General features: G+C 46.9%; 21 protein-coding genes. 10 read left to right on the top strand and 11 right to left on the bottom strand.

Annotated features, from left to right (window positions below; all coding sequences use genetic code 11):
- Positions 1-82 precede the first annotated feature (82 nt).
- Both L2713_RS16795 and rarD read left to right on the top strand, forming a co-directional pair.
- Positions 83-547: a thioesterase family protein gene (locus L2713_RS16795; protein ID WP_011624318.1), complete on the top strand. Its 465-nt coding sequence runs from the start codon at positions 83-85 to the stop codon at positions 545-547.
- Positions 548-763: 216 nt separating this feature from the next.
- Entirely contained in the window at positions 764-1648 is an 885-nt protein-coding gene (gene rarD / locus L2713_RS16790) for an EamA family transporter RarD (RefSeq protein WP_248968652.1), read from the top strand.
- A 62-nt stretch (positions 1649-1710) separates the two neighbouring features.
- On the opposite strand, the gene L2713_RS16785 is transcribed toward rarD, so the two are convergent.
- The 5 genes from L2713_RS16785 to radC form a co-directional block, all read right to left on the bottom strand.
- On the bottom strand, positions 1711-2229 hold the full coding sequence (locus tag L2713_RS16785) for a PH domain-containing protein (protein WP_248968651.1): 519 nt from the start codon (positions 2227-2229) through the stop codon (positions 1711-1713).
- Positions 2230-2332: 103 nt separating this feature from the next.
- Positions 2333-3652, bottom strand: coding sequence for an amino-acid N-acetyltransferase (gene argA / locus L2713_RS16780; RefSeq protein WP_248968650.1), 1320 nt, complete (start codon positions 3650-3652; stop codon positions 2333-2335).
- Positions 3653-3976: 324 nt separating this feature from the next.
- A complete protein-coding gene (gene rpmG / locus L2713_RS16775; RefSeq protein ID WP_006079871.1) occupies positions 3977-4150 on the bottom strand; it encodes a 50S ribosomal protein L33 in 174 nt (57 codons plus the stop codon).
- 6 nt (positions 4151-4156) lie between these two features.
- A complete protein-coding gene (rpmB, locus tag L2713_RS16770; RefSeq protein WP_006079870.1) occupies positions 4157-4393 on the bottom strand; it encodes a 50S ribosomal protein L28 in 237 nt (78 codons plus the stop codon).
- Between the two features lie 122 nt (positions 4394-4515).
- On the bottom strand, positions 4516-5193 hold the full coding sequence (gene radC / locus L2713_RS16765) for a RadC family protein (RefSeq protein WP_011624904.1): 678 nt from the start codon (positions 5191-5193) through the stop codon (positions 4516-4518).
- A gap of 121 nt (positions 5194-5314) precedes the next feature.
- Here radC and coaBC point away from each other — a divergent pair, with 121 nt between their 5' ends.
- The 5 genes from coaBC (at position 5315) to folE (ending at position 10923) form a co-directional block, all read left to right on the top strand.
- Entirely contained in the window at positions 5315-6532 is a 1218-nt protein-coding gene (gene coaBC, locus L2713_RS16760) for a bifunctional phosphopantothenoylcysteine decarboxylase/phosphopantothenate--cysteine ligase CoaBC (protein ID WP_248968669.1), read from the top strand.
- Entirely contained in the window at positions 6533-6991 is a 459-nt protein-coding gene (gene dut, locus L2713_RS16755) for a dUTP diphosphatase (protein WP_011624324.1), read from the top strand.
- 30 nt (positions 6992-7021) lie between these two features.
- Positions 7022-7615, top strand: a complete 594-nt coding sequence (slmA, locus tag L2713_RS16750; protein ID WP_011073926.1) for a nucleoid occlusion factor SlmA — start codon at positions 7022-7024, stop codon at positions 7613-7615.
- 135 nt (positions 7616-7750) lie between these two features.
- On the top strand, positions 7751-9739 hold the full coding sequence (locus L2713_RS16745; protein WP_248968649.1) for an alpha/beta hydrolase family protein: 1989 nt from the start codon (positions 7751-7753) through the stop codon (positions 9737-9739).
- A 533-nt stretch (positions 9740-10272) separates the two neighbouring features.
- A complete protein-coding gene (folE, locus tag L2713_RS16740) occupies positions 10273-10923 on the top strand; it encodes a GTP cyclohydrolase I FolE (RefSeq protein ID WP_248968648.1) in 651 nt (216 codons plus the stop codon).
- A gap of 94 nt (positions 10924-11017) precedes the next feature.
- Here folE and pyrE read toward each other — a convergent pair whose 3' ends face one another.
- A complete protein-coding gene (pyrE, locus tag L2713_RS16735; protein WP_011624328.1) occupies positions 11018-11665 on the bottom strand; it encodes an orotate phosphoribosyltransferase in 648 nt (215 codons plus the stop codon).
- A gap of 96 nt (positions 11666-11761) precedes the next feature.
- The gene (gene rph, locus L2713_RS16730) at positions 11762-12475 is read right to left on the bottom strand and encodes a ribonuclease PH (RefSeq protein ID WP_011624329.1); all 714 of its coding nucleotides are present in this window, start codon (positions 12473-12475) and stop codon (positions 11762-11764) included.
- A 213-nt stretch (positions 12476-12688) separates the two neighbouring features.
- Between rph and L2713_RS16725 the strand changes: the two genes are divergently transcribed.
- On the top strand, positions 12689-13552 hold the full coding sequence (locus tag L2713_RS16725; protein ID WP_248968647.1) for a YicC/YloC family endoribonuclease: 864 nt from the start codon (positions 12689-12691) through the stop codon (positions 13550-13552).
- Positions 13553-13610: 58 nt separating this feature from the next.
- Here the strand turns inward: L2713_RS16725 and yjjG are convergent, their stop codons facing one another.
- Entirely contained in the window at positions 13611-14327 is a 717-nt protein-coding gene (gene yjjG / locus L2713_RS16720; protein WP_248968646.1) for a pyrimidine 5'-nucleotidase, read from the bottom strand.
- A 358-nt stretch (positions 14328-14685) separates the two neighbouring features.
- Here yjjG and L2713_RS16715 point away from each other — a divergent pair, with 358 nt between their 5' ends.
- Together L2713_RS16715 and L2713_RS16710 are read left to right on the top strand one after the other, a co-directional pair.
- Positions 14686-15582 (top strand): LysR family transcriptional regulator, encoded by an 897-nt coding sequence (locus L2713_RS16715; protein WP_248968645.1) that lies wholly within the window; start codon positions 14686-14688, stop codon positions 15580-15582.
- Positions 15583-15685: 103 nt separating this feature from the next.
- Entirely contained in the window at positions 15686-16162 is a 477-nt protein-coding gene (locus L2713_RS16710) for a PD-(D/E)XK nuclease superfamily protein (RefSeq protein ID WP_248968644.1), read from the top strand.
- 35 nt (positions 16163-16197) lie between these two features.
- Here L2713_RS16710 and L2713_RS16705 read toward each other — a convergent pair whose 3' ends face one another.
- The 3 genes from L2713_RS16705 to L2713_RS16695 form a co-directional block, all read right to left on the bottom strand.
- Positions 16198-18153: a DUF2075 domain-containing protein gene (locus L2713_RS16705; protein WP_248968643.1), complete on the bottom strand. Its 1956-nt coding sequence runs from the start codon at positions 18151-18153 to the stop codon at positions 16198-16200.
- A complete protein-coding gene (locus tag L2713_RS16700; RefSeq protein WP_011624886.1) occupies positions 18150-18380 on the bottom strand; it encodes a helix-turn-helix domain-containing protein in 231 nt (76 codons plus the stop codon). The genes L2713_RS16705 and L2713_RS16700 overlap by 4 nt, the downstream gene beginning before the upstream one ends.
- 119 nt (positions 18381-18499) lie before the next feature.
- Positions 18500-19657 carry a Fic family protein gene (locus L2713_RS16695; RefSeq protein ID WP_248968642.1) on the bottom strand — a complete coding sequence of 386 codons (1158 nt, stop codon included), beginning with the start codon at positions 19655-19657 and terminating at the stop codon, positions 18500-18502.
- Positions 19658-19818: the final 161 nt, after the last annotated feature.

Genomic DNA, 19818 nt, shown 5'->3' with positions numbered 1-19818 from the left:
GATTAATTGCTCTAAGTCGAATGCCATTACGCACACTTCGACCCTATTCTAAGAAGCCCTACAGCCTACAAGGACGAACAGCATGACAAACCCAATTCAAGCCGAAGTACTCAAACGTGTTGCCGAAGTGTTTGACCAGCACGTGCCATTTCATAATTTATTGGGTCTGGATATCAAGCGCTACGACATAGATGGCGTCGAAGTGGTGATCAATATGAAGCCAGAGCTCATTGGCAATATTCATCAACAAATTCTCCACGGTGGTGTCACCGCCACAGTGCTCGACGTGGTAGGCGGGCTCACCGCCTTTGCCGGACTGGTCGCTAGCCGTGATGATTGGACGGTTGAAGAGTTACAGCAACGGCTGCAAACCTTAGGCACAATCGATATGCGCGTCGATTACCTGCGCCCCGGGCGTGGACAGGTTTTCACTGGCACGGGCAGCGTGATCCGTGCCGGCAATCGCGTCTCAGTGTGTCGTATGGAGCTTCACAACGAGCAAGGAACTCATATCGCCTTCGGCACAGGCACTTATATGGTTGGCTAGTCCGTTGTCACACCTCGTTTTTTAGAAAATTTTTACCGCATTCACCATCGATAAGCTAAAGGGAAACGCCTTGATTATTCAGGTGTTTCCCCTCTTCTTTTTGTTAAGCACTCGCCATTAGAGACATCCTGTAACGAAAAAGGCGACCGCACACACCTTGAGTCAATTCCCATAGCCTCCTACAATCGCCGTCCTGTTGTCCTTCGAAGATGTCTCATGCCTGATAACGAATACCGCAAAGGGATCCTACTTGCCGTCAGTGCTTACTGTATGTGGGGATTTGCGCCCTTATATTTCAAACTACTCCACCATGTTTCGGCGACCGAAATTTTATTGCATCGAGTGATCTGGTCATTTGTGTTTATGGTGATCATCATGCTGTTTATCGGTGGCTTTGGAAAACTTCGCCAGCTGTTTAAACAGCCCAAACAGCTACTCGTACTCACCATCACCTCCCTATTAATTGCGGCCAACTGGTTGATTTTTATCTGGGCTGTGAATAACGATCATATGCTCGATGCCAGCTTGGGTTACTTTATTAACCCCCTACTGAATGTGCTGCTCGGCATGCTGTTTTTAGGTGAAAGATTACGTAAGTTGCAATGGTTTGCCGTCGCGCTGGCGAGTGCTGGCGTGCTGATCCAATTAGTCTCATTCGGCTCAATCCCCATAGTCTCCCTCGCCTTAGCGGGTACCTTCGGGGTGTATGCTCTGCTGCGTAAAAAGGTCAATGTGGATGCCAAATCGGGTCTGCTAGTCGAAACCGCCATCCTGCTACCGGTCGCATTGGTTTATCTGGTCTCGACCTTAGATAGCGCCACGGCGAATATGCTGACCAACGATTGGCACCTTAATTTATTGTTGATGGCAGCCGGGATTGTTACCACGATTCCACTATTGTGTTTTGCCGGTGCAGCGGTACGTATTCCATTGTCTATGCTCGGCTTTTTCCAATATATCGGCCCGAGTATTATGTTTATCCTCGCGGTAACCTTATTCAATGAACCCTTCGATGCCGAGAAGAGCATCACCTTCGGCTTTATCTGGAGCGCCCTGTTGGTGTTCACCTTCGATATGGCATATAAGCGCAAAACGGCGTGATGAGATCACGCCGCTACCGACAGTTGCAAAAATAGTGGTTAAGTGAGCATCTACTTAACCAGCTATTTTTGTAGCTGGCTGATAAACTTCTCGCCCTCGGGCACTGACAATAACAGATTGTAGCCTCGCGTGGTTGGCACTAACACTAGCTCGGATTTATCCGTCACGGCCACAAATGCCTTGCCCTTACCCTTCAGATTAAACCAGCCGAGTTGAAACCCTGGCATACCTATGCCATTGGTTTTAAAGCTTGGCGCTAAATCCGCCTCCTGCTTCAAGTCGATAAGACGCGCCTGCTCGACTAACAGTTCGGAACGCGCTAATTGCACTTTATAAAAGGGAATATCGAGTTTTAGCTCGGTGTCGGTTAGCGCGATTTCAGCATTATGGGATTGATAAAACACCCAAGAAAATCCACCAATCATCACTAACAAGATGCCTAAGCTCGCCGATTTAGCCACTTTCGGCATAGGTTTGACCCACAACATCCACAGTACGCCAGCTAACCCTAACAACAAGATAATAAAGCTTAAAATTGAAGTTTGAGTCAGAGGTGCGAGGGAGAAAAGCTGAGTCACCATGGTGGGCAGTCCTTAAGGAAGAAAAGCTTAATCTGCCAACAAAGACATATTATGTCAACAAAAATGCCAGCGCTAGGCTGGCATCTTATCAAGCGTTAAAAGCTTAAAGATCGAGGGCGAGAATTTTAGAGCGGCGCTGATAGTTATACAGCTGCTTTTTCTTCTGCGGTAAGGCTTCCACATCTTCGATCACAAAGCCATGTTCTAAGAACCAGTGAATGCTGCGGGTAGTAAGGGCAAACAAACGCGAATAACCACGGCTACGCGCCTGACCGATGATATTTTTCAGCAGCAGACTGCCCCTATCCGCATCGCGATAATCTGGATGCACCACCAAACAGGCAAACTCGCCGGCGTTATCCTCTTCAAAGGGGTACAGGGCCGCGCAGCCAATGACTAAGCCATCACGCTCAATCAACATAAACTGCTCGATTTCAATCTCAAGCTGCTCACGGCTTCGACGCACTAAAATGCCCTGTTCTTCCAGAGGACGAATTAAGTTCAGTACACCGCCAATATCGCTAATCGATGCCCGGCGCAGACGCTCAGCGCTTTCAGTCACGATTTGCGTGCCTATGCCTTCACGGGAGAACAACTCCTGCAGCAAGGCACCGTCATCGAGGTAACTGACCAAATGACAACGGGGCACACCATTGCGGCATGCATCAATACTCGCCTTGAGGAAGGCCATAGTACCAATACAGGCCGAACCTTGCTCAGCGAGCTTCGTCAGAATGTTTTGCGCATCATTTGGCATTAATTCGGCAATCACATCGCCATTGCGATCGAGGATGCCGTTTTGCGAACTAAAGCCGATCATCTTGTCGGCCTTAAGCTTAATCGCAACCTGAGTGGCAATCTCTTCGGCCGTGAGGTTAAAGCTTTCGCCAGTAACGGATGCGGCAATCGGCCCCATCAACACGATACAGTGATTATCGAGCTGACGCTTAAGCCCTTGTGTATCGATACGGCGTACTTTACCGCTTAAACAAAAATCCACCCCGTTGTCGACACCAAGAGGCTGGGCGATCACAAAGTTACCGCTGACTAAGTTAATTTGCGCGCCTTGCATCGGCGTATTACTTAGACTCATCGATAAACGTGCGGTGATATCAAACTGCAATGCACCCGCAACCTGCTTAATCACTTTGAGTGAGTCTTCATCGGTGATACGTACACCTTCGTGGTAGGCGGGTTCAATCCCATTGGCCGCTAATGCCGCATCGATTTGCGGCCTCGCGCCATACACTAACACCACTTTAATGCCTAAACTGTGTAACAGGGCCACGTCATTTAATATGCCGCGAAATTGATTTTGTGCTAAAGCCTCGCCACCCAACATCACCACAAAGGTTTTCCCTCTATGGGCATTGACGTAAGGGGCAGAATGACGAAATCCATCAACCAGTTCAGTGGTACGCACGCGTTGTTTACACCTCATATTTGAGCTGGCAAAGCCGATATGGCACACCAGGAATGAATGACTAAATCACGCGTATAGTATTGCATTTTAATTCACCAATAAAGAATTTATTCTCATTAAAATGCAGTTTTAATACAATAAAGTGCTTATATTTTCAAAAAATTGCATTTTTGATAAATGATCACATTTTTTTAACCAAATGCGATTTCGCAGCACTGGCCGAGTATGGGACAGATTTATCTCAACTTGATGACGAGAAGCCGGAAAAAGACCAAAAAAAAAGCCCCTTAGATAAGGGGCTTTTCTCGAAACACTAAACAAGGATTACTTGATTTTTGCTTCTTTGTAGATAACGTGCTGACGAATAACTGGATCAAATTTTTTGATTTCCATTTTTTCTGGCATGTTACGCTTGTTTTTTTCAGTTGTGTAGAAGTGACCAGTTTTAGCTGTAGAAACTAATTTGATCTTCTCACGATTACCTTTAGCTTTAGCCATGATCTATTACACCTTCTCGCCACGGGCACGAAGTTCAGCAACAACAACTTCAATACCTTTCTTATCGATCAGACGGATACCTTTAGTAGATACACGTAACTGTACGAAACGTTTTTCTTCTTCTAACCAGAAACGGTGGTTTTGCAGGTTAGGTAAAAAACGACGACGGGTCGCGTTTTTTGCGTGCGAACGGTTGTTACCAACCATCGGCTTCTTGCCAGTAACTTGGCATACTCTTGACATGTCAGTCTTCTCCAAAAAACAATTTTAACGCTCGAGCATTAATGTACCTCGTATGGCCGTCGCCCGAGGCACAAAGAGGGCGCATTTTATACACGATCATAGAGGTAAGATCAAGCGTTAGATTAATTAATCCAGCCTCGTTCCGCGAAGGAAACTATCTCTCGATCACCAACAACCATATGGTCCAGTAAGGATACGTCTATGGTTGCTAACGCATTTTTTAATCGCTCAGTTATTCGTCTGTCAGCCTGACTGGGCTCGGCAATACCAGACGGATGATTGTGACACACTATGACGGCAGCAGCCTTTTTCTCCAGCACTAGGCTCACCACTTCACGTGGATACACCGAAGCTGAATCTATTGTTCCGCGGAATAATTCGACGAATTGAATCACTCTATGCTGGCTATCCAGCAGCAAAATTGCGAACACTTCATAGGAGCGGTCAGCTAATTGTCTCATTAAATAATCCCGAGTTAAATCGGGATTTGTCAAAACCTGACCTCTCTGCAGGTTTTCTTGTGCCACACGCCTCGCTAATTCAGCCGCGGCTTGAAGCTGGGCGTATTTTACAGGTCCCACGCCCGGAAGTCGACACACCTGATGCTTTGGTGCGCAAAGTAAGCTTCTTAATCCACCAAATTCATGGATCAGTGAGCGTGCAAGGTCGACCGCATTCAATCCACTCAACCCATTTCGCAGTAAAACGGCCAGTAATTCTGCATCCGAGAGATGGGCGGCGCCTTTTACTAATAATTTATCCCGTGGGCCTTCACCCTCGGGCCAATCCTTAATCGCCATACGACCTCCCTGTCAGCGCGAATTTTTACTTTAGACAAGTATGGACGAGATTTTTTGAACTGGGACAGTCACGCCAATTAGTCGCTTTGTGGTATGGTTGGCAACATTATTTCAATCTCGGATGATGTCTGTGAGCCTGATAACGAAAAACGTCCTACTGGGTATTGGTGGCGGCATTGCGGCCTACAAAAGTGCGGATTTAGTGCGCCGCTTAAAAGAACGCGGCTTTGATGTGCGTGTGGTGATGAGCCAGAGCGCCATGGAATTTATTACCCCACTCACTCTGCAAGCCTTATCAGGCCATCCCGTGGCATCAAGTTTACTCGATCCCGCTGCCGAAGCGGCAATGGGTCATATCGAGCTGGCGCGCTGGGCGGATTTAGTAATTATCGCCCCTGCCACCGCGAATTTGCTGGCACGTATTAATGCGGGCATGGCGGATGAGCTTATCACCACCACTTGCCTTGCGACCGAAGCGCCGATAGCCCTGTGCCCCGCGATGAATCAGCAGATGTATCGCAATGCGGCCACTCAAGCCAATTTAACCAGTTTACAAGGCCGTGGTTATACCCTGTGGGGCCCCGCCAGTGGCAGCCAAGCCTGCGGCGAAGTCGGCCCCGGCCGTATGCTCGAACCGCTTGAGATTGCCGAGCTGGCAACAGACTTTTTTGCAACAAAAGATGTCTCCTCACAGCCCCTAGCAGGCCAGTCGGTGCTCATTACCGCAGGGCCAACCCGCGAAGCAATTGATCCAGTGCGTTATATCTCTAATCACAGCTCAGGCAAGATGGGATTCGCCTTAGCGAAAGCCGCCGCCGAGATGGGCGCCGCTGTGACCTTGGTCGCAGGACCAGTAAATTTAGCCACGCCAGAAGGGGTGACGCGAATCAATGTTGAATCGGCGCAAAACATGCTCGATGTTGTGATGGATAATGTTGATAAAAAAGATATTTTTATCGGCTGCGCGGCGGTTGCCGACTATCGCGTCAGCGATATTGCGGACTGTAAGATCAAAAAGTCCGCCGAAGAAATGCAACTTGCGCTGGTGAGGAATCCTGATATCTTAGCGACGGTCGCAAGCTTGGCAAACCGTCCTTTTGTGGTGGGATTTGCCGCCGAAACCCATGATGTAGAAGCCTACGCCCGCGATAAACTCAAACGTAAAAATTTGAATATGATCGCCGCAAACGATGTATCCGTTGCTGGTCTTGGCTTTAATGCCGATGCCAATGCCCTGCGTGTATTCTGGCCGCAGGGTAGTCAAGATTTGCCTGCTACCGATAAGCTCACGTTGGCTCGGCAATTACTTTCGTTGATAGTGAAAGAAAAAACAAAATAAATGAAAACACCGATTGAATTAAAGATCCTCGATTCCCGTATTGGCTCTGAATTTCCCCTGCCCGCCTACGCCACACCAGGCAGCGCGGGAATGGATCTTCGTGCCATGATAGATACCACAATGACGATAGCCCCGGGTGAGACTCAGTTAATCCCTACTGGCATCGCCATCCACGTGGCAGACCCAGGCCTTGCCGCCGTGATCCTGCCCCGTTCAGGCCTTGGCCATAAACACGGTATCGTACTCGGAAATCTGGTTGGGCTTATCGATTCAGATTATCAAGGTCCCTTGATGGTCTCTTGCTGGAACCGCAGCGATACCCCATTCACTTTAGAAATTGGTGATCGTCTCGCACAACTGGTGTTTGTTCCTGTGGTACAAGCACAATTCAAACTCGTTGATGAGTTCGACAGCTCAGATCGTGGTGAAGGTGGATTTGGCCATTCTGGCACTAAATAACCAGCATCGATATTGAGCAAGGATACTGCAATGGCTGTAAGCCCAAAAATTAATCGTCGTGAACACATACTGCAATGCCTAGCGCAAATGCTAGAAACCAGCCCAGGACAACGTATTACCACCGCGAAACTCGCCTCTGAGGTCGGTGTATCGGAAGCGGCACTCTATCGCCACTTTCCGAGTAAGGCGCGAATGTTTGAAGGGTTAATTGAGTTTATTGAAGAGTCATTACTCTCCCGCATCAACATCATCATGGACGATGAAAAAGACACCATGAAACGTTGCCAATTAGTGCTACAACTGCTGTTGATTTTCGCCGAGCGCAACCCTGGGATCTCTCGGGTACTCAATGGCGATGCACTCTTAGGTGAAAACGAGCGTCTACGCAGTCGTATCAGCACCCTATTTGCTAAAATTGAAACCCAACTCAAGCAAATCCTGCGGGAAAAAACCCTGCGTGAAGGCAAAGGCTTTAATTTAGATGAGGCTATTTTAGCTAATTTGCTGTTAGCCTTCGCCGAAGGGCGAATTGCTCAATTTGTGCGTAGTGAGTTTAAACTAAAACCGACACAACACTTCGATGAACAGTGGCGCTTTATTCAGCATCAGCTGTTACAAAGCTAATGATTTTTCAATACAAAGGACGGTAATCACCGTCCTTTCTTTTATCCCCTACTCCTTGTATCGGTATTTCTTTTGTTTTAATCTCGAGTAAACATTTACAAAACAAAAACCACAATAATATTACAAGGATGTCAGATGAAATCTTTGCCATTTGCTGCATTGGCCGTAATTTGCTTGCCTATTATACCTTTCAGCACATTAGCGGCCGAAACCTCGGCGACAAATGCCCTGTCACAATCCCAATTATTCAGTCGCGGTAACGAGTACTCTAACGTAAAAATCTCGCCTACCGGCAAATACTTAAGTGCAATCACCAGCGTGGAAGGCAAGAATGTCCTCTTAGTACTCGATGCCCAAACCAAAAAATTGCTTAACGCAATTCGCTTCCCGAGCAACGCGCAGGTAGGCACCTATGAATGGGCTAATAGCGAGCGCATTGTACTGGCAAAAGAATATCTTAAGGGCTGGACCGATGTACCCCAATACTACGGCGAATTAATGGCGGTCAACGCCGATGGTTCTCGCAAGGCGTACCTATTCGGCTATAACAGCGGCGAGCAACAAACCGGCTCGAATATCAAGAAAAACACCCCAATGCGCGCCACCGCCTTTATTCTCGATCCTCTGCCTGATGACGAGCGTTATATGCTGGTCAATGCGATTCCTTGGAATAATGAATCGAACTTAAACTTTGAACTGCTACAGGATGTCTACCGCGTAGATCTATTTAACGGCACGCGTAAGCGGATTACAGGCTCTCCCATTGGCCGAGCACGCTTTATGACTGACCATGAGGGTGAAGTCCGCTTTGTGGCTGGGGAAGATGGCAAAAACATTACTAAAGTCTTTTACCGCAAAGATGGCGAATGGGTAAACACCGACAAACTCAACCTTGGCTTAAGTGATTTTACGCCTATCTCCTTCGCCGATAATAAAAATAGCATTTATGCCGCAGGCCGCGTGGGTAATGAAACCTTAGGTGTCTATCGCATCAATCTCGAAACAGGCGATAAAGCGGAAATCATTCAAGATGAAGTAGTCGATCCGAGCAACTTCTGGATCAATGGCACAAACAAACAGCTCTATGCCGTTGAGTTTGAAAATGGCTACCCCAGTTATGCCTTTGTCGATAGCAACGATAACCATGCCAAACTGCTTAAGGATTTACTCGCGGCCCTGCCGGGGCATCAAGTGCAAATCGTCAGCGAAACCCGTAATGGCGAACAATTGGTGGTGATTGCATTTAACGATCGCAATCCAGGTGATTACTATTTGTTCGATACGAAAAAGCTCAAGCTAGAGTATCTAGCAGCCGCCCGTAAATGGCTCGACCCAGAAAAAATGGCAGAGGTTAAACCTATTAGCTTCACCAACCGCGATGGCCAGAAAATCCATGGCTACTTAACCTTACCCAATGGAAAAGAAGCCAAAAATTTACCTCTGGTCGTCAATCCCCATGGTGGCCCCCATGGTGTTCGTGACTGGTGGGGGTTTGACTCACAAAACCAACTACTTGCTCAAAATGGTATGGCGGTGTTGCAGGTAAATTTCCGTGGCTCAGGGGGTTATGGCGAGCGTTTCGAGCAAGCTGGCTATCAAAAATGGGGCTCGGATATTCAGCACGATATTATCGATGCTACTCAATATGTGATTGACCAAGGCTTTGCCGATAAGGAACGGGTGTGTATCGCAGGGGGTAGCTTTGGCGGCTATAGCGCACTACAAAGCGCCGTATTGGCGCCCGATATGTTTAAATGCGCGGTTGGGTTTGCTGGTGTGTATGATCTGGAGTTGATGTTTGATGAAGGTGACGTCGCCAGAACACGTTCAGGCACAAGCTATCTTAAGGACGTACTTGGCCAAGATAAAGCCATCCTAAAAGCCATGTCTCCCTCTGAGAACGTAGCTAAATTAAAAGCGAACCTCTTACTGGTGCACGGCGGTGACGATGAGCGAGCGCCGATTGAGCAGCTTGAATCACTCGAAAAAGCCCTCAAGGCCCATAATTATCCCTATCAAAAACTGGTGATGGATAACGAAGGCCATGGTTTTTATGATGATAGCCATAGAGCCAAGTATTACGATCAGATGCTTAGCTTCTTAAAAACCAACCTGAAACTTTAGTACTCACTAAAATAACTAGGGCGTGTTGACGTTTCGAGATTAAATTTTGTTCGTTCAGGCAATCACGTGCTCGCGAAACGAGGAATGATGTGTAGTTATTCTACTCAAATGACGAGTGACAAAGAGCAAGGGCTTGCCAGACGAACCCTTCGGGCAGCATTTGGCTGGCTTTTCTGCCGCGTTATCGTCCGTTTATGTAGAATAACTACACTGCACGGACTTTGCCTTGCATACAAGCCAGCCACATTGCTGCAAAAATAACCCTGAAACGTCGACACGCCCTATTCTCTTCATCAAGATAATGATGTTTTAGCGCCTCAAGGAGCCGATAATCGATAAGGACTATCGGCTTTTTCATCTTCAGCGTGAGCGTTTTTTGGTATGAATTATCCGCAATTCGCGCTATTCTCCCCCACCTTGTTCTTACCCAGATAAGAACCAGTCGATTTGTACCTGAGTTCACCCATTGTATAAACTCAGTTTAGGGTGCTAGGTTTTCAGTGATAGCCGCTACTGTAGTAGTGGAGGATAAGATGGCATTAAGTGAAGCAGCAGTAAAAGTACAAGCCGCCCTACAAGAACGCGGACTTGAAACCCCCATGCTCCCCAATGTGTTTACGCCTGAAGAGCGTAAGGACAAGATTGAATTCCATATGAGGGAAATCCTGACGCTAATGTCACTGGATCTTTCCGACGACAGTCTTGCCGATACTCCACGCCGCATTGCCAAAATGTATGTCGACGAAATTTTCTCCGGCTTAGACTATGAGAACTTCCCGAAGATCACTGTCATTGATAACAAAATGGGCTTCGATGAGATGGTGCGCGTGCAGGACATCAGCCTGACCAGTACCTGTGAGCACCACTTAGTCACTATCGATGGCACAGCAACAATCGCTTATATCCCACGTAAAAAAATTATCGGTTTATCAAAGATTAACCGCATAGTACGTTTCTTCTCCCAGCGTCCACAGGTGCAAGAGCGTTTAACTCAGCAAGTGTTAGTTGCCTTGCAAACGCTGCTCGAAACCAAAGACGTGGCCGTAAAAATGGATGCGGTGCATTACTGCGTCAAATCCCGCGGCGTGATGGACTCCACCAGCTCCACCACGACCACCGCCCTAGGGGGGATTTTTAAATCTAACCCCGCCACCCGTGCCGAGTTTTTAAATCAATCCAAATAAGCTGTTAGATTTAATCAATGCATAAAAAAACGCTGCCATTCTTGATGAATCGCAGCGTTTTTGTTTTAGCGGTTTATAACCCACTTAAGCCTTATTAGGCCTCGATGCCATACTGCTCGCGGTACTGGCTTACCGCTGCCAATTGCGCTTCCATACCCGGTTTTTCTGACAGATAGCTGATCAGATCCGCAAGTTTGATGATCGCCACAATACCGCAGCCAAAATCACGCTCAACCTCTTGAATGGCCGACAGTTCGCCCTTGCCCTTCTCTTGTCTATCCAGCGCGATTAATACGCCTGCCAGCTGTGCCTGATGGGCCTCGATGATTTCCATCGACTCACGAATCGCCGTACCTGCGGTGATCACATCGTCCACCAGCATTACCCGACCTTTAAGCTCGCTACCGACTAAGCTGCCGCCTTCACCGTGATCTTTTTTCTCTTTACGGTTAAAGCAGTAGGGAATATCGATATCATGGTGTTCGCACAAGGCCACCGCAGTCGTGGTCGCAATCGGAATACCTTTGTAGGCAGGGCCAAACAGCAGATCGTACTCTATGCCTGAATCCACTAACGCCGCCGCATAAAAACGTCCTAAACGCGCAAGGTCTCGTCCAGTATTGAATAAACCCGCATTAAAGAAATAAGGACTGATACGGCCCGATTTAAGGGTAAACTCACCGAATCGCAGTACCTGACGCTCTAGGGCAAATTCAATAAACTCACGTTGATAGGCTTTCACAATCTCTCCTTACGACTTTAACGTTCTATTTTTATTGGGTTATAGCAATATTGATTTAATAAAAAGCCCCATAACGGGGCTTCTTATCAACAACAATTAATTTAATGCGGCTTTCTGCACATCGACGATTTCACGAATACTGTTCTTCGCCAATCCGAGTAGCTCAATCAATTCTTCATGGCTAAACGGCTCACCTTCGGCCGTACCTTGGATTTCAATAATCTTACCGGTTTCCGTCATGACTACGTTCATATCGGTTTCGGCCGCGCTGTCTTCCACATATTCGAGATCGCTGATGGCTTCACCGTTGTAGATACCTACGCTGACCGCTGCAATCAAAAACTTCAGCGGGTTAGACTTGATAATGCCCTTACCACGGGCCCAGTTCAGTGCATCCACAAGAGCCACACAGGCACCTGTGATAGATGCGGTGCGAGTACCGCCATCGGCTTGGATCACATCACAATCGATAACGATAGTGTTTTCACCAAGGGCTTTCATATCGACGCAAGCACGCAGCGCACGGCCAATCAGACGCTGGATCTCTTGAGTACGGCCAGATTGCTTGCCGCGAGCCGCTTCACGGTCCATACGGCTGTGGGTTGAACGTGGCAACATACCGTATTCCGCCGTCACCCAGCCTTGCCCCTGACCTTTAAGGAAACGTGGCACACCCTCAGTAAAACTGGCGGTACAAAGCACTTTGGTTTCGCCAAACTCAACTAACACAGAACCTTCGGCATGGGCCGTAAACTGGCGAGTGATAGTGATGGGACGTGTTTGTGCTGGCGTTCTGTTACTTGGACGCATGCGAGATTCCTGTATTCTGAGTCATTGACCGATTTTGGCTGCATATTATAGGGATTTGTGCCTGAGGATGCCATGCCTAGGGCAATTCTCTGGCAAACTCCGCCATTTACAATGCAAGCTTCCCCTTCGCAGTATACTGTATGCCTTTAATCCTAAAGCCATTGACTCTATAATCGCCTATCAATATGACGATTCAACCATTAGGACAATCCCATGATCCAAAGCATGACAGCCTACGCTCGCATCGAGCACAAAGCACAATGGGGCACTGCCTCTTGGGAAATTCGCTCAGTCAACCAGCGTTATCTCGAAACTTACCTACGTCTGCCAGAACAATTCCGCAGCTTCGAACCCGTACTGCGCGACCGTCTGCGTAAACGCCTAAGCCGCGGTAAAGTCGAGGTCAATTTACGCTACGAGCTAGCCGACAACAGCAATAATGAACTCAAATTAAACCAAGGGTTAGCTAAGCAGTTGCTCGATGCTGCCAGCTGGTTAAAACAAGAAGCCGGCCAAGGCGAAGTCAGCCTAACTGACATTTTACGCTGGCCAGGCGTGCTCTCAAGTTCAGAGCAAGATATGGATGCCATTGGCGCCGAGCTATTAACGGCTTTCGATTTAGCGATAGACCAGTTTATCGAAGCCCGTGGCCGCGAAGGTGCTGCGATTAAAGACATGCTGTCAAGCCGTTTAGAAGGCGTCGAAGAACAAATCGCTATCGTGCGCGAGCACATGCCTAAAGTGATGGAATATCAGCGCGATAAACTCACTAACCGCCTTGCTGAAATCAAAGGCGAACTCGACCCGGCCCGCATCGAGCAGGAGATGATCCTGTTAGCACAAAAACAAGATGTGGCCGAAGAGATGGACAGACTCGAAGCCCATGTCACCGAAGCGCGCCGCATCCTCAAAAAAGGTGGCAGCGAAGGCCGTCGCTTAGATTTTATGATGCAGGAATTTAACCGCGAATCTAACACCCTCGCCTCAAAATCCATCAGCACCGAAATCACCGCCGCCGCCGTCGAACTTAAAGTACTCATCGAACAAATGCGCGAGCAGATCCAAAACGTTGAATAATGTTGCTTGTGTTATCTAAAACCAAAAGCCCTTTTTAAGGGCTTTTGGTTTTTGGAGGCTAACCGAGTAATGGCATGAGTTTCTGCTGTAACTCATGGTGGGAGGCGACTTGAAAGTGCGGGCGAATACCTGCGGGGACAGCGTGTCCATGGACGTTATACCAACAGGTGTGGAATCCCGCGTTGATGCCGCCTTGAATATCTGAATGTGGGTTATCGCCCACCATCAACACTTGTTCGCGCGCTGGCTGGCCCATCAACTCGAGGGCATATTCAAAGATACCGACATCGGGTTTAGCCATGCCCACTTTTTCTGAAATCACTAAAATATCAAAATGATGCTGTAAACCAGTACGCTCTAAACGCACTGTTTGCAACTCGGTAAAACCATTGGTGATGATCCCCATTTTGGCTTTTCCCTGCAGCGCGGCCAGTAATTCTCGGGCGCCGGGCAAAGGCGCACAAATCTCGGCCATCGCCGTTAAAAATGCACTGTTTAAGGTTTGCGGTGTCAGCGCAAGCTTTGCCGCCCATGGCTCGAAACGTATGGTTTGCAGTTCGGCGGCGCTGATCTTGCCATCCTGATACGCAACCCATAACGGCTTGTTTACACTTTGATATTCTTCGAAATCGGCCCGAGTAAAATCGACGCCAAAGCCTGAAAACATTCGCTTAAGCCCTTCGAAAGCATCGAAATAAAAGAGAGTTTCATCTGCATCGAAAAGCACCCAAGTATAGGGTAAAGCGGCAGCATGATTCGGGATTAAAGATGACATACGACTCCTAACAACACACTAAAGGCACGGCTTAATCCGTCAAGACAAGCAGCACAGTACTATACAACACCCAAAATCTAACGCGAAGGCACACGAAAAACAGAGCATAGTTAGCAAGTCTATCTGCCAATAATGCTTTAGCGCCTTCAACTCCAAGGGAATAGGTTTTTAGTTGCAAAATAGTCTACTATCTTGGTTTAAGATTGATAATACCGCATACATGAAACCCATTGTTGAGCATATCTCAACAGTAATTAGATTAGGCACCTGTTTCCAGAGAGGAGCTCCAAAACGGGTTATCATCGCCGCTGATCGGCCTGAGCATAAAAACTCACAGCCACAACATTGGAGCCCTTTAATGGATCATTTTTCTGCCCTGCCCATTTTTGTCACTGTAGTGGAATGCGGTAGCTTTTCCGCCGCAGGACAAAAACTTGGGCTGAGCAAATCGGCCATCAGCAAGCGTATTACGCAACTGGAGCAACACTTAGGAATTCAACTATTACAACGTACCACTCGCAGTTTGAGCCTGACGGATGCTGGCGCGCGCTATTTCGAATATATTCGCCCCGCAGTGCTGCTTACCCAAGAAGGATTGGATGCAATCTCCGAGCTGCAGCAAACGCCTAAAGGCAATCTGCGAATTTCCGTGCCTATGGTGTTTGGCCGCTTGTATATTGCACCTTTAATCGCTGAGTTTTTAAAACGTTACCCCGATATTCAGCTGCAAATGCAAATGGATGATAAGACCACTGATTTAATCGCAGGCGGCTTCGATCTGGCCATTCGAATTGGCGAGCTTCCCGACTCCAACCTTATCGCCCGCAAAATTGCCCCTTGTTTGAGCGTGATTTGCGCGTCACCCGCATATCTAGCTCAGCACGGTTTACCCATAGTTCCTAACGAGCTAACTCAACACAACTGCTTGTTTTACAGTTACTTTCAAGACGGTGTGGAATGGAGCTTCCACAGTCCCAATGGCATGCAACGCATCCAACCCAAAGGCAACTATCAAGTGAATAATAGCGATGCCATTCATCGAGCCTGTCTCGATGGTCTTGGCATCGCCAACCTACCACGCTTTATTGTTGAGCCCGATCTACAGGCAGGGCGCTTACAAACGATACTGACTGACTTTCCACTCCCCGAACACGGTATTTATGCCGTATATCCGCAGCGAAAATACCTCCCAACCAAAGTGACGGTTTTGATTGAGTTTTTAATGGAGAAGTTGGCGAGTGGCAAGTTTGGATAAATTTCAAAGTGATAGAACAATTTTGAGTAGTTGATCTAACTGATTGAAAATCAGCCACTCTCAATGCTAGATTAAAGGGCGATTTAATAACCAAGGATGGAGAATGAACCAAGAATCACTTTTTGAAGATTTACCTGAAGTAGACTCAGGTAAATATGAAGCAAGCATGTTATCCAATCAGAAATTTTGTGATCAAGTAGAACAATCCCTTGTAGCGCTAGGCTTCCGTGAAGCACAAGGTGTTCCATCTCAAAACGAGTTCCTTAAAAGTGCGCCTTATACAGATATGTATGGTGGAATTCGAAAGGCAGCCTTCTTAGTACAACATCAAACACTAGGAGCTGTCCGAATTGAAGCTCACAAGCAAGAGCAAAGCGGTTCTGTCGATCAAAAATTTCCTTTTTTCCTAGAGTCTCTTCGCCTCGCGCCAGAGTACAATTTAGTCATTTTACTAGGTGGGAAAGGCTATAAACAAAAAGCTTTTGACTGGATAAAAACTGCTGCAAGAAATATTCAAGACAAACAAATCAAGGTCTTTAGCGACCTTGATGAATTTATTAGTTTTTTCGTTTCAAAATAACCCAAAGGGTCGAACAATTCCGACCCTTTCTTTTACTAAACCACACCAATCCCGCAATCTATCAAATACTTATAAGTATTATCATAAAAATTGGGATTTCGAGTCTCATCTGATTTATCGCCTTTAGGAACGAATATCACCATGCCCTGACGAGCCCGCGTCAACAATACGCGATAAGCATTTTCAAGGTATTTTTGCCGAACTAATTGGCTTCGTTTTTGCCATTTTGTTCCTACAAACTGCCAATGCTCAAATGCTTGAGCATTGAAACGGTAATCTGCATCCCAAGCCACAACACACCAGTCTAGCTCTAGTCCTTGTACATCAAATTCAGTAGCAACATCCTCTAAAAATTCGGCAGAACGAATATCTTCAGCACCACTTAAAAACCACTTAGCAGGGTCTATCTCGTTCTTAACGAAAATACCCTCAGCTTTAAGCCTAATGCCGTTAGAAGAAGCAAGCAGCCCCATAGACTCATTGGCTCGTTTGTGAAGATTAACCCAAGCTTTAGCTTTAGCTATATCCCGAGTGACTTTGATAGGGTAGACATGCTCTAGATCTTTATAAATGCTAAGAGCAAGCCCGCATTGCCCAGCAACCAAGTAATGAATAAAACTGGACAAATTTTCAGCACGGAAAGACCGCATGGATGTGGCAAGATGTAAGTTAGGTAAGACATTCGCCCTTGAAACCGCATTCAGATCTACCCCTAGCGAAACATACTCACCGGACAATAAAGCAGTGGAAAAATAGACATCCCAATCTAAGAACTTGGCCTTAAGCGCATCCAACCAACCAGCTAGCCCTGCCTCACCTTTATTAATCTCCTGTCCACCACCAACTAGCGCAATAATAAACGCCCAGTCTTGACGACGGTCCATTACTTCGATGAAAAATTCAGGCTCTGATTTATCAAAGTCGACAATACCTCGCTTACGACGCATAAAATCGCTTGCCTGCTCTTTATCCCACGCCCGTTGAGCCTCATCAAATATGGCCACTTTTTCAGGCGGCACGCCACCATGCAGGTATTCATCTCTAAAGCGATGGATATTTTGAATAAATGATTCAGTCTCCTTTCTAGTTGCGCTGATAGAATCACCAGTTCTAGAAGATCTATCCCTAGCCAAGGCTTCCTGTAATACCGCCACCAAGGGGCCATTACCACTGAGGAAAACAGAATACTCATTCTCTTCCCTGTTTGCGTGAATACTCGCAATATTAAGCCCTACAAGGGTTTTACCCGCTCCCGGAACGCCGGTAACGAAACAAATTATTTTTCGCTTATTGATCCGAGCATCGTGAATTAAATGAAGTAATTGCTGGCTCGTTTGCCCAAGATTTTGTGTATCCGCTTCACTACGAGCAATATCTTCGACATCGTGCGACGCATATAGCGCTTGTGCCGCTTCGATAATGGTTGGCGTCGGCAAATAACCTGAATCAGCCCACAAGTTTGGATCAAAAGGAGCTTGATTCAACCGCTCAGCGATTAGGCGCATTCTTGAAAACAATTCACAGGGCGAAATACACAAGGTCGAAGCAACATTATCGCCTGCGAATACTGGATTTTCCGATTGGCTGGTCGCTTTGGTGGCGACCAGCAGAGGAATTAGATATTTATCATGGCTACCACGATGAAAGTTCTTTAAATCTAAGGCATATCCATGAGTTTGCCTTATATCCGCAGCGGTAAATGCTGTTGCGCCCACTTTAAACTCTACTACAAAAACAATCCCTTTAAATATCATCACGACATCGGCACGTCGTCCCATTCGTGGGATCATAAACTCGATGAAAATATGCCCTTCTTGCTCAACACTCTCGGTCAAGGAGCGTTTGAGAACTTCAATTTCAGTCAACCAAGCGCGGGTTTGTGAATGCAATAAATGCTGAGTATGGAAACGTGATATCTGTCCGGTAATCGCATCGGGCTCTGCTGATAGAAAATCTTTAAAACTCGCCGAATAAAATGCTCGCTGAGTCATAATGATCCCTCAACGGTAAAATCTAGAAGTTGTTTCGCGGGAATATCTAAGGCTTTAGCGAGCTTGAATATATTAATCAAACTCACATTACGCTGACCACGTTCAATACCGCTGACATAGGTTCTGTCCATGTCAGCTTTTAATGCGAGCTGCTCCTGCGAAAACGATCTCTCAAGTCGCAAACTTTTTAGATGAGTACCAAATGAGGTAAGCAAATGATCTTCCATGAATAATCCTGCTAAGAGTTTTCATGATGATCTTTACTTGTAGACAATACGTCTACGGACTATGAGTCACATTCAATATCTAGCACATAATGATTTGGACATAACATCACACAGAGTAATCACTCACAAAATGCAAAATGATTATTGGCGCTGAATCCATCTACTGCTCTATTCGGCAATAAGTACCTTGTACTTCGGCCGCCGGCGTCGGCTTTCACTAAAAAGCCTTGCTCGACCATTTGCGCAAGGTGACGGGTGGCGGTGGCGCGGCTCACCTTAGCGACCTTTTGATACTGGCTACTATTCATCCCTAATTCAAAATCGCCATCTAACATCCGATTGAGCACTTTGGCTTGCTCTTGGCTCAATAAGGATTGATCGAAATTTTGCCAATACTGCGTTTTCCGCAGAGTCTTGTTCACCTCTGCCATCGCATTGAGTAAGCAATTATTGAGGGTTTCAAAAAACCATACTAACCAAGGAGTAATATCGACATCGCCCCTTTGAGTGGACTCTAAAATGTCATAGTAGGCTTGGCGACGGGCCAGAATACTGACCGACATAGCGTAAAAACAAATCGAGCGTTTTTCCGCTTGCGCCAAAGCTAAATCAGTCAATAAACGCGTAATGCGCCCATTACCATCATCAAGCGGATGCAGAGTTACAAACCAAAGGTGAGTTATCGCCGCACGGATAAGCGGATCTATACCCAGATCTTGCCTTGATGCATTAAACCATTCGATAAACTGTGAGAGTTCAGCGTCCAAAGTGGCTCGAGAGGGGGCCTCAAAATGCACCCTTGGTTTATCAATCCGGCCTGAGACAACTTGCATAGGCGTATCGCCACGTAGCGCTCCACCAATAACGGGGTTAAACAGCGTATCACCCTGGGGAAATAACTGTTTATGCCAACCTAATATCCGCTCAAGGGTTAACTCTGTATCTAAATTTATTAAGGCATCGAGCATAATGTCGGCCAAGCCATCGGTTTGTGCCGTGGTCGGATACGGTTTGTCTTCGGACACACCGAGTTTCTTAGCCAAGGATGAGCGCACCGAAGCCGCATTGAGCTTTTCACCTTCAATGGCACTGGAGTGGATAATGTTAGCGAGTAAGGTGTCGAGTGCAGCCGCTGACGTTAACAGGCTGTCGTCGTGACTTAGCATTTGCTTGCCAAGCAGCTGGCCCTGATTGAAATAAACCTGACGCAGCAAGGCATCAATGCTGCTGGTATTCCAATGAAACTTAGGCCAATCGGCTTGCTGCCAAATCCACATATCTTACCCCACGAGTCAAATAACAAGCCTATTCTACTCACACAATGAGGCGATTAACAAACCTATTCGCCTCACTAAATGAGCCAAATAATACAAGTAATCGCCTCACCTTGCCCAACTGCTTCTAGCATAAAGGAATTTATGCTGTTGATTGCCTCTAC

The sequence above is a fragment of the Shewanella seohaensis genome, from assembly GCF_023283775.1.
In the GTDB taxonomy this organism is placed as follows: Bacteria; Pseudomonadota; Gammaproteobacteria; order Enterobacterales; family Shewanellaceae; genus Shewanella; species Shewanella seohaensis.
Note: the sequence above shows the minus strand (reverse complement) of the source record. Positions and strands in the feature narration are given on the sequence as shown.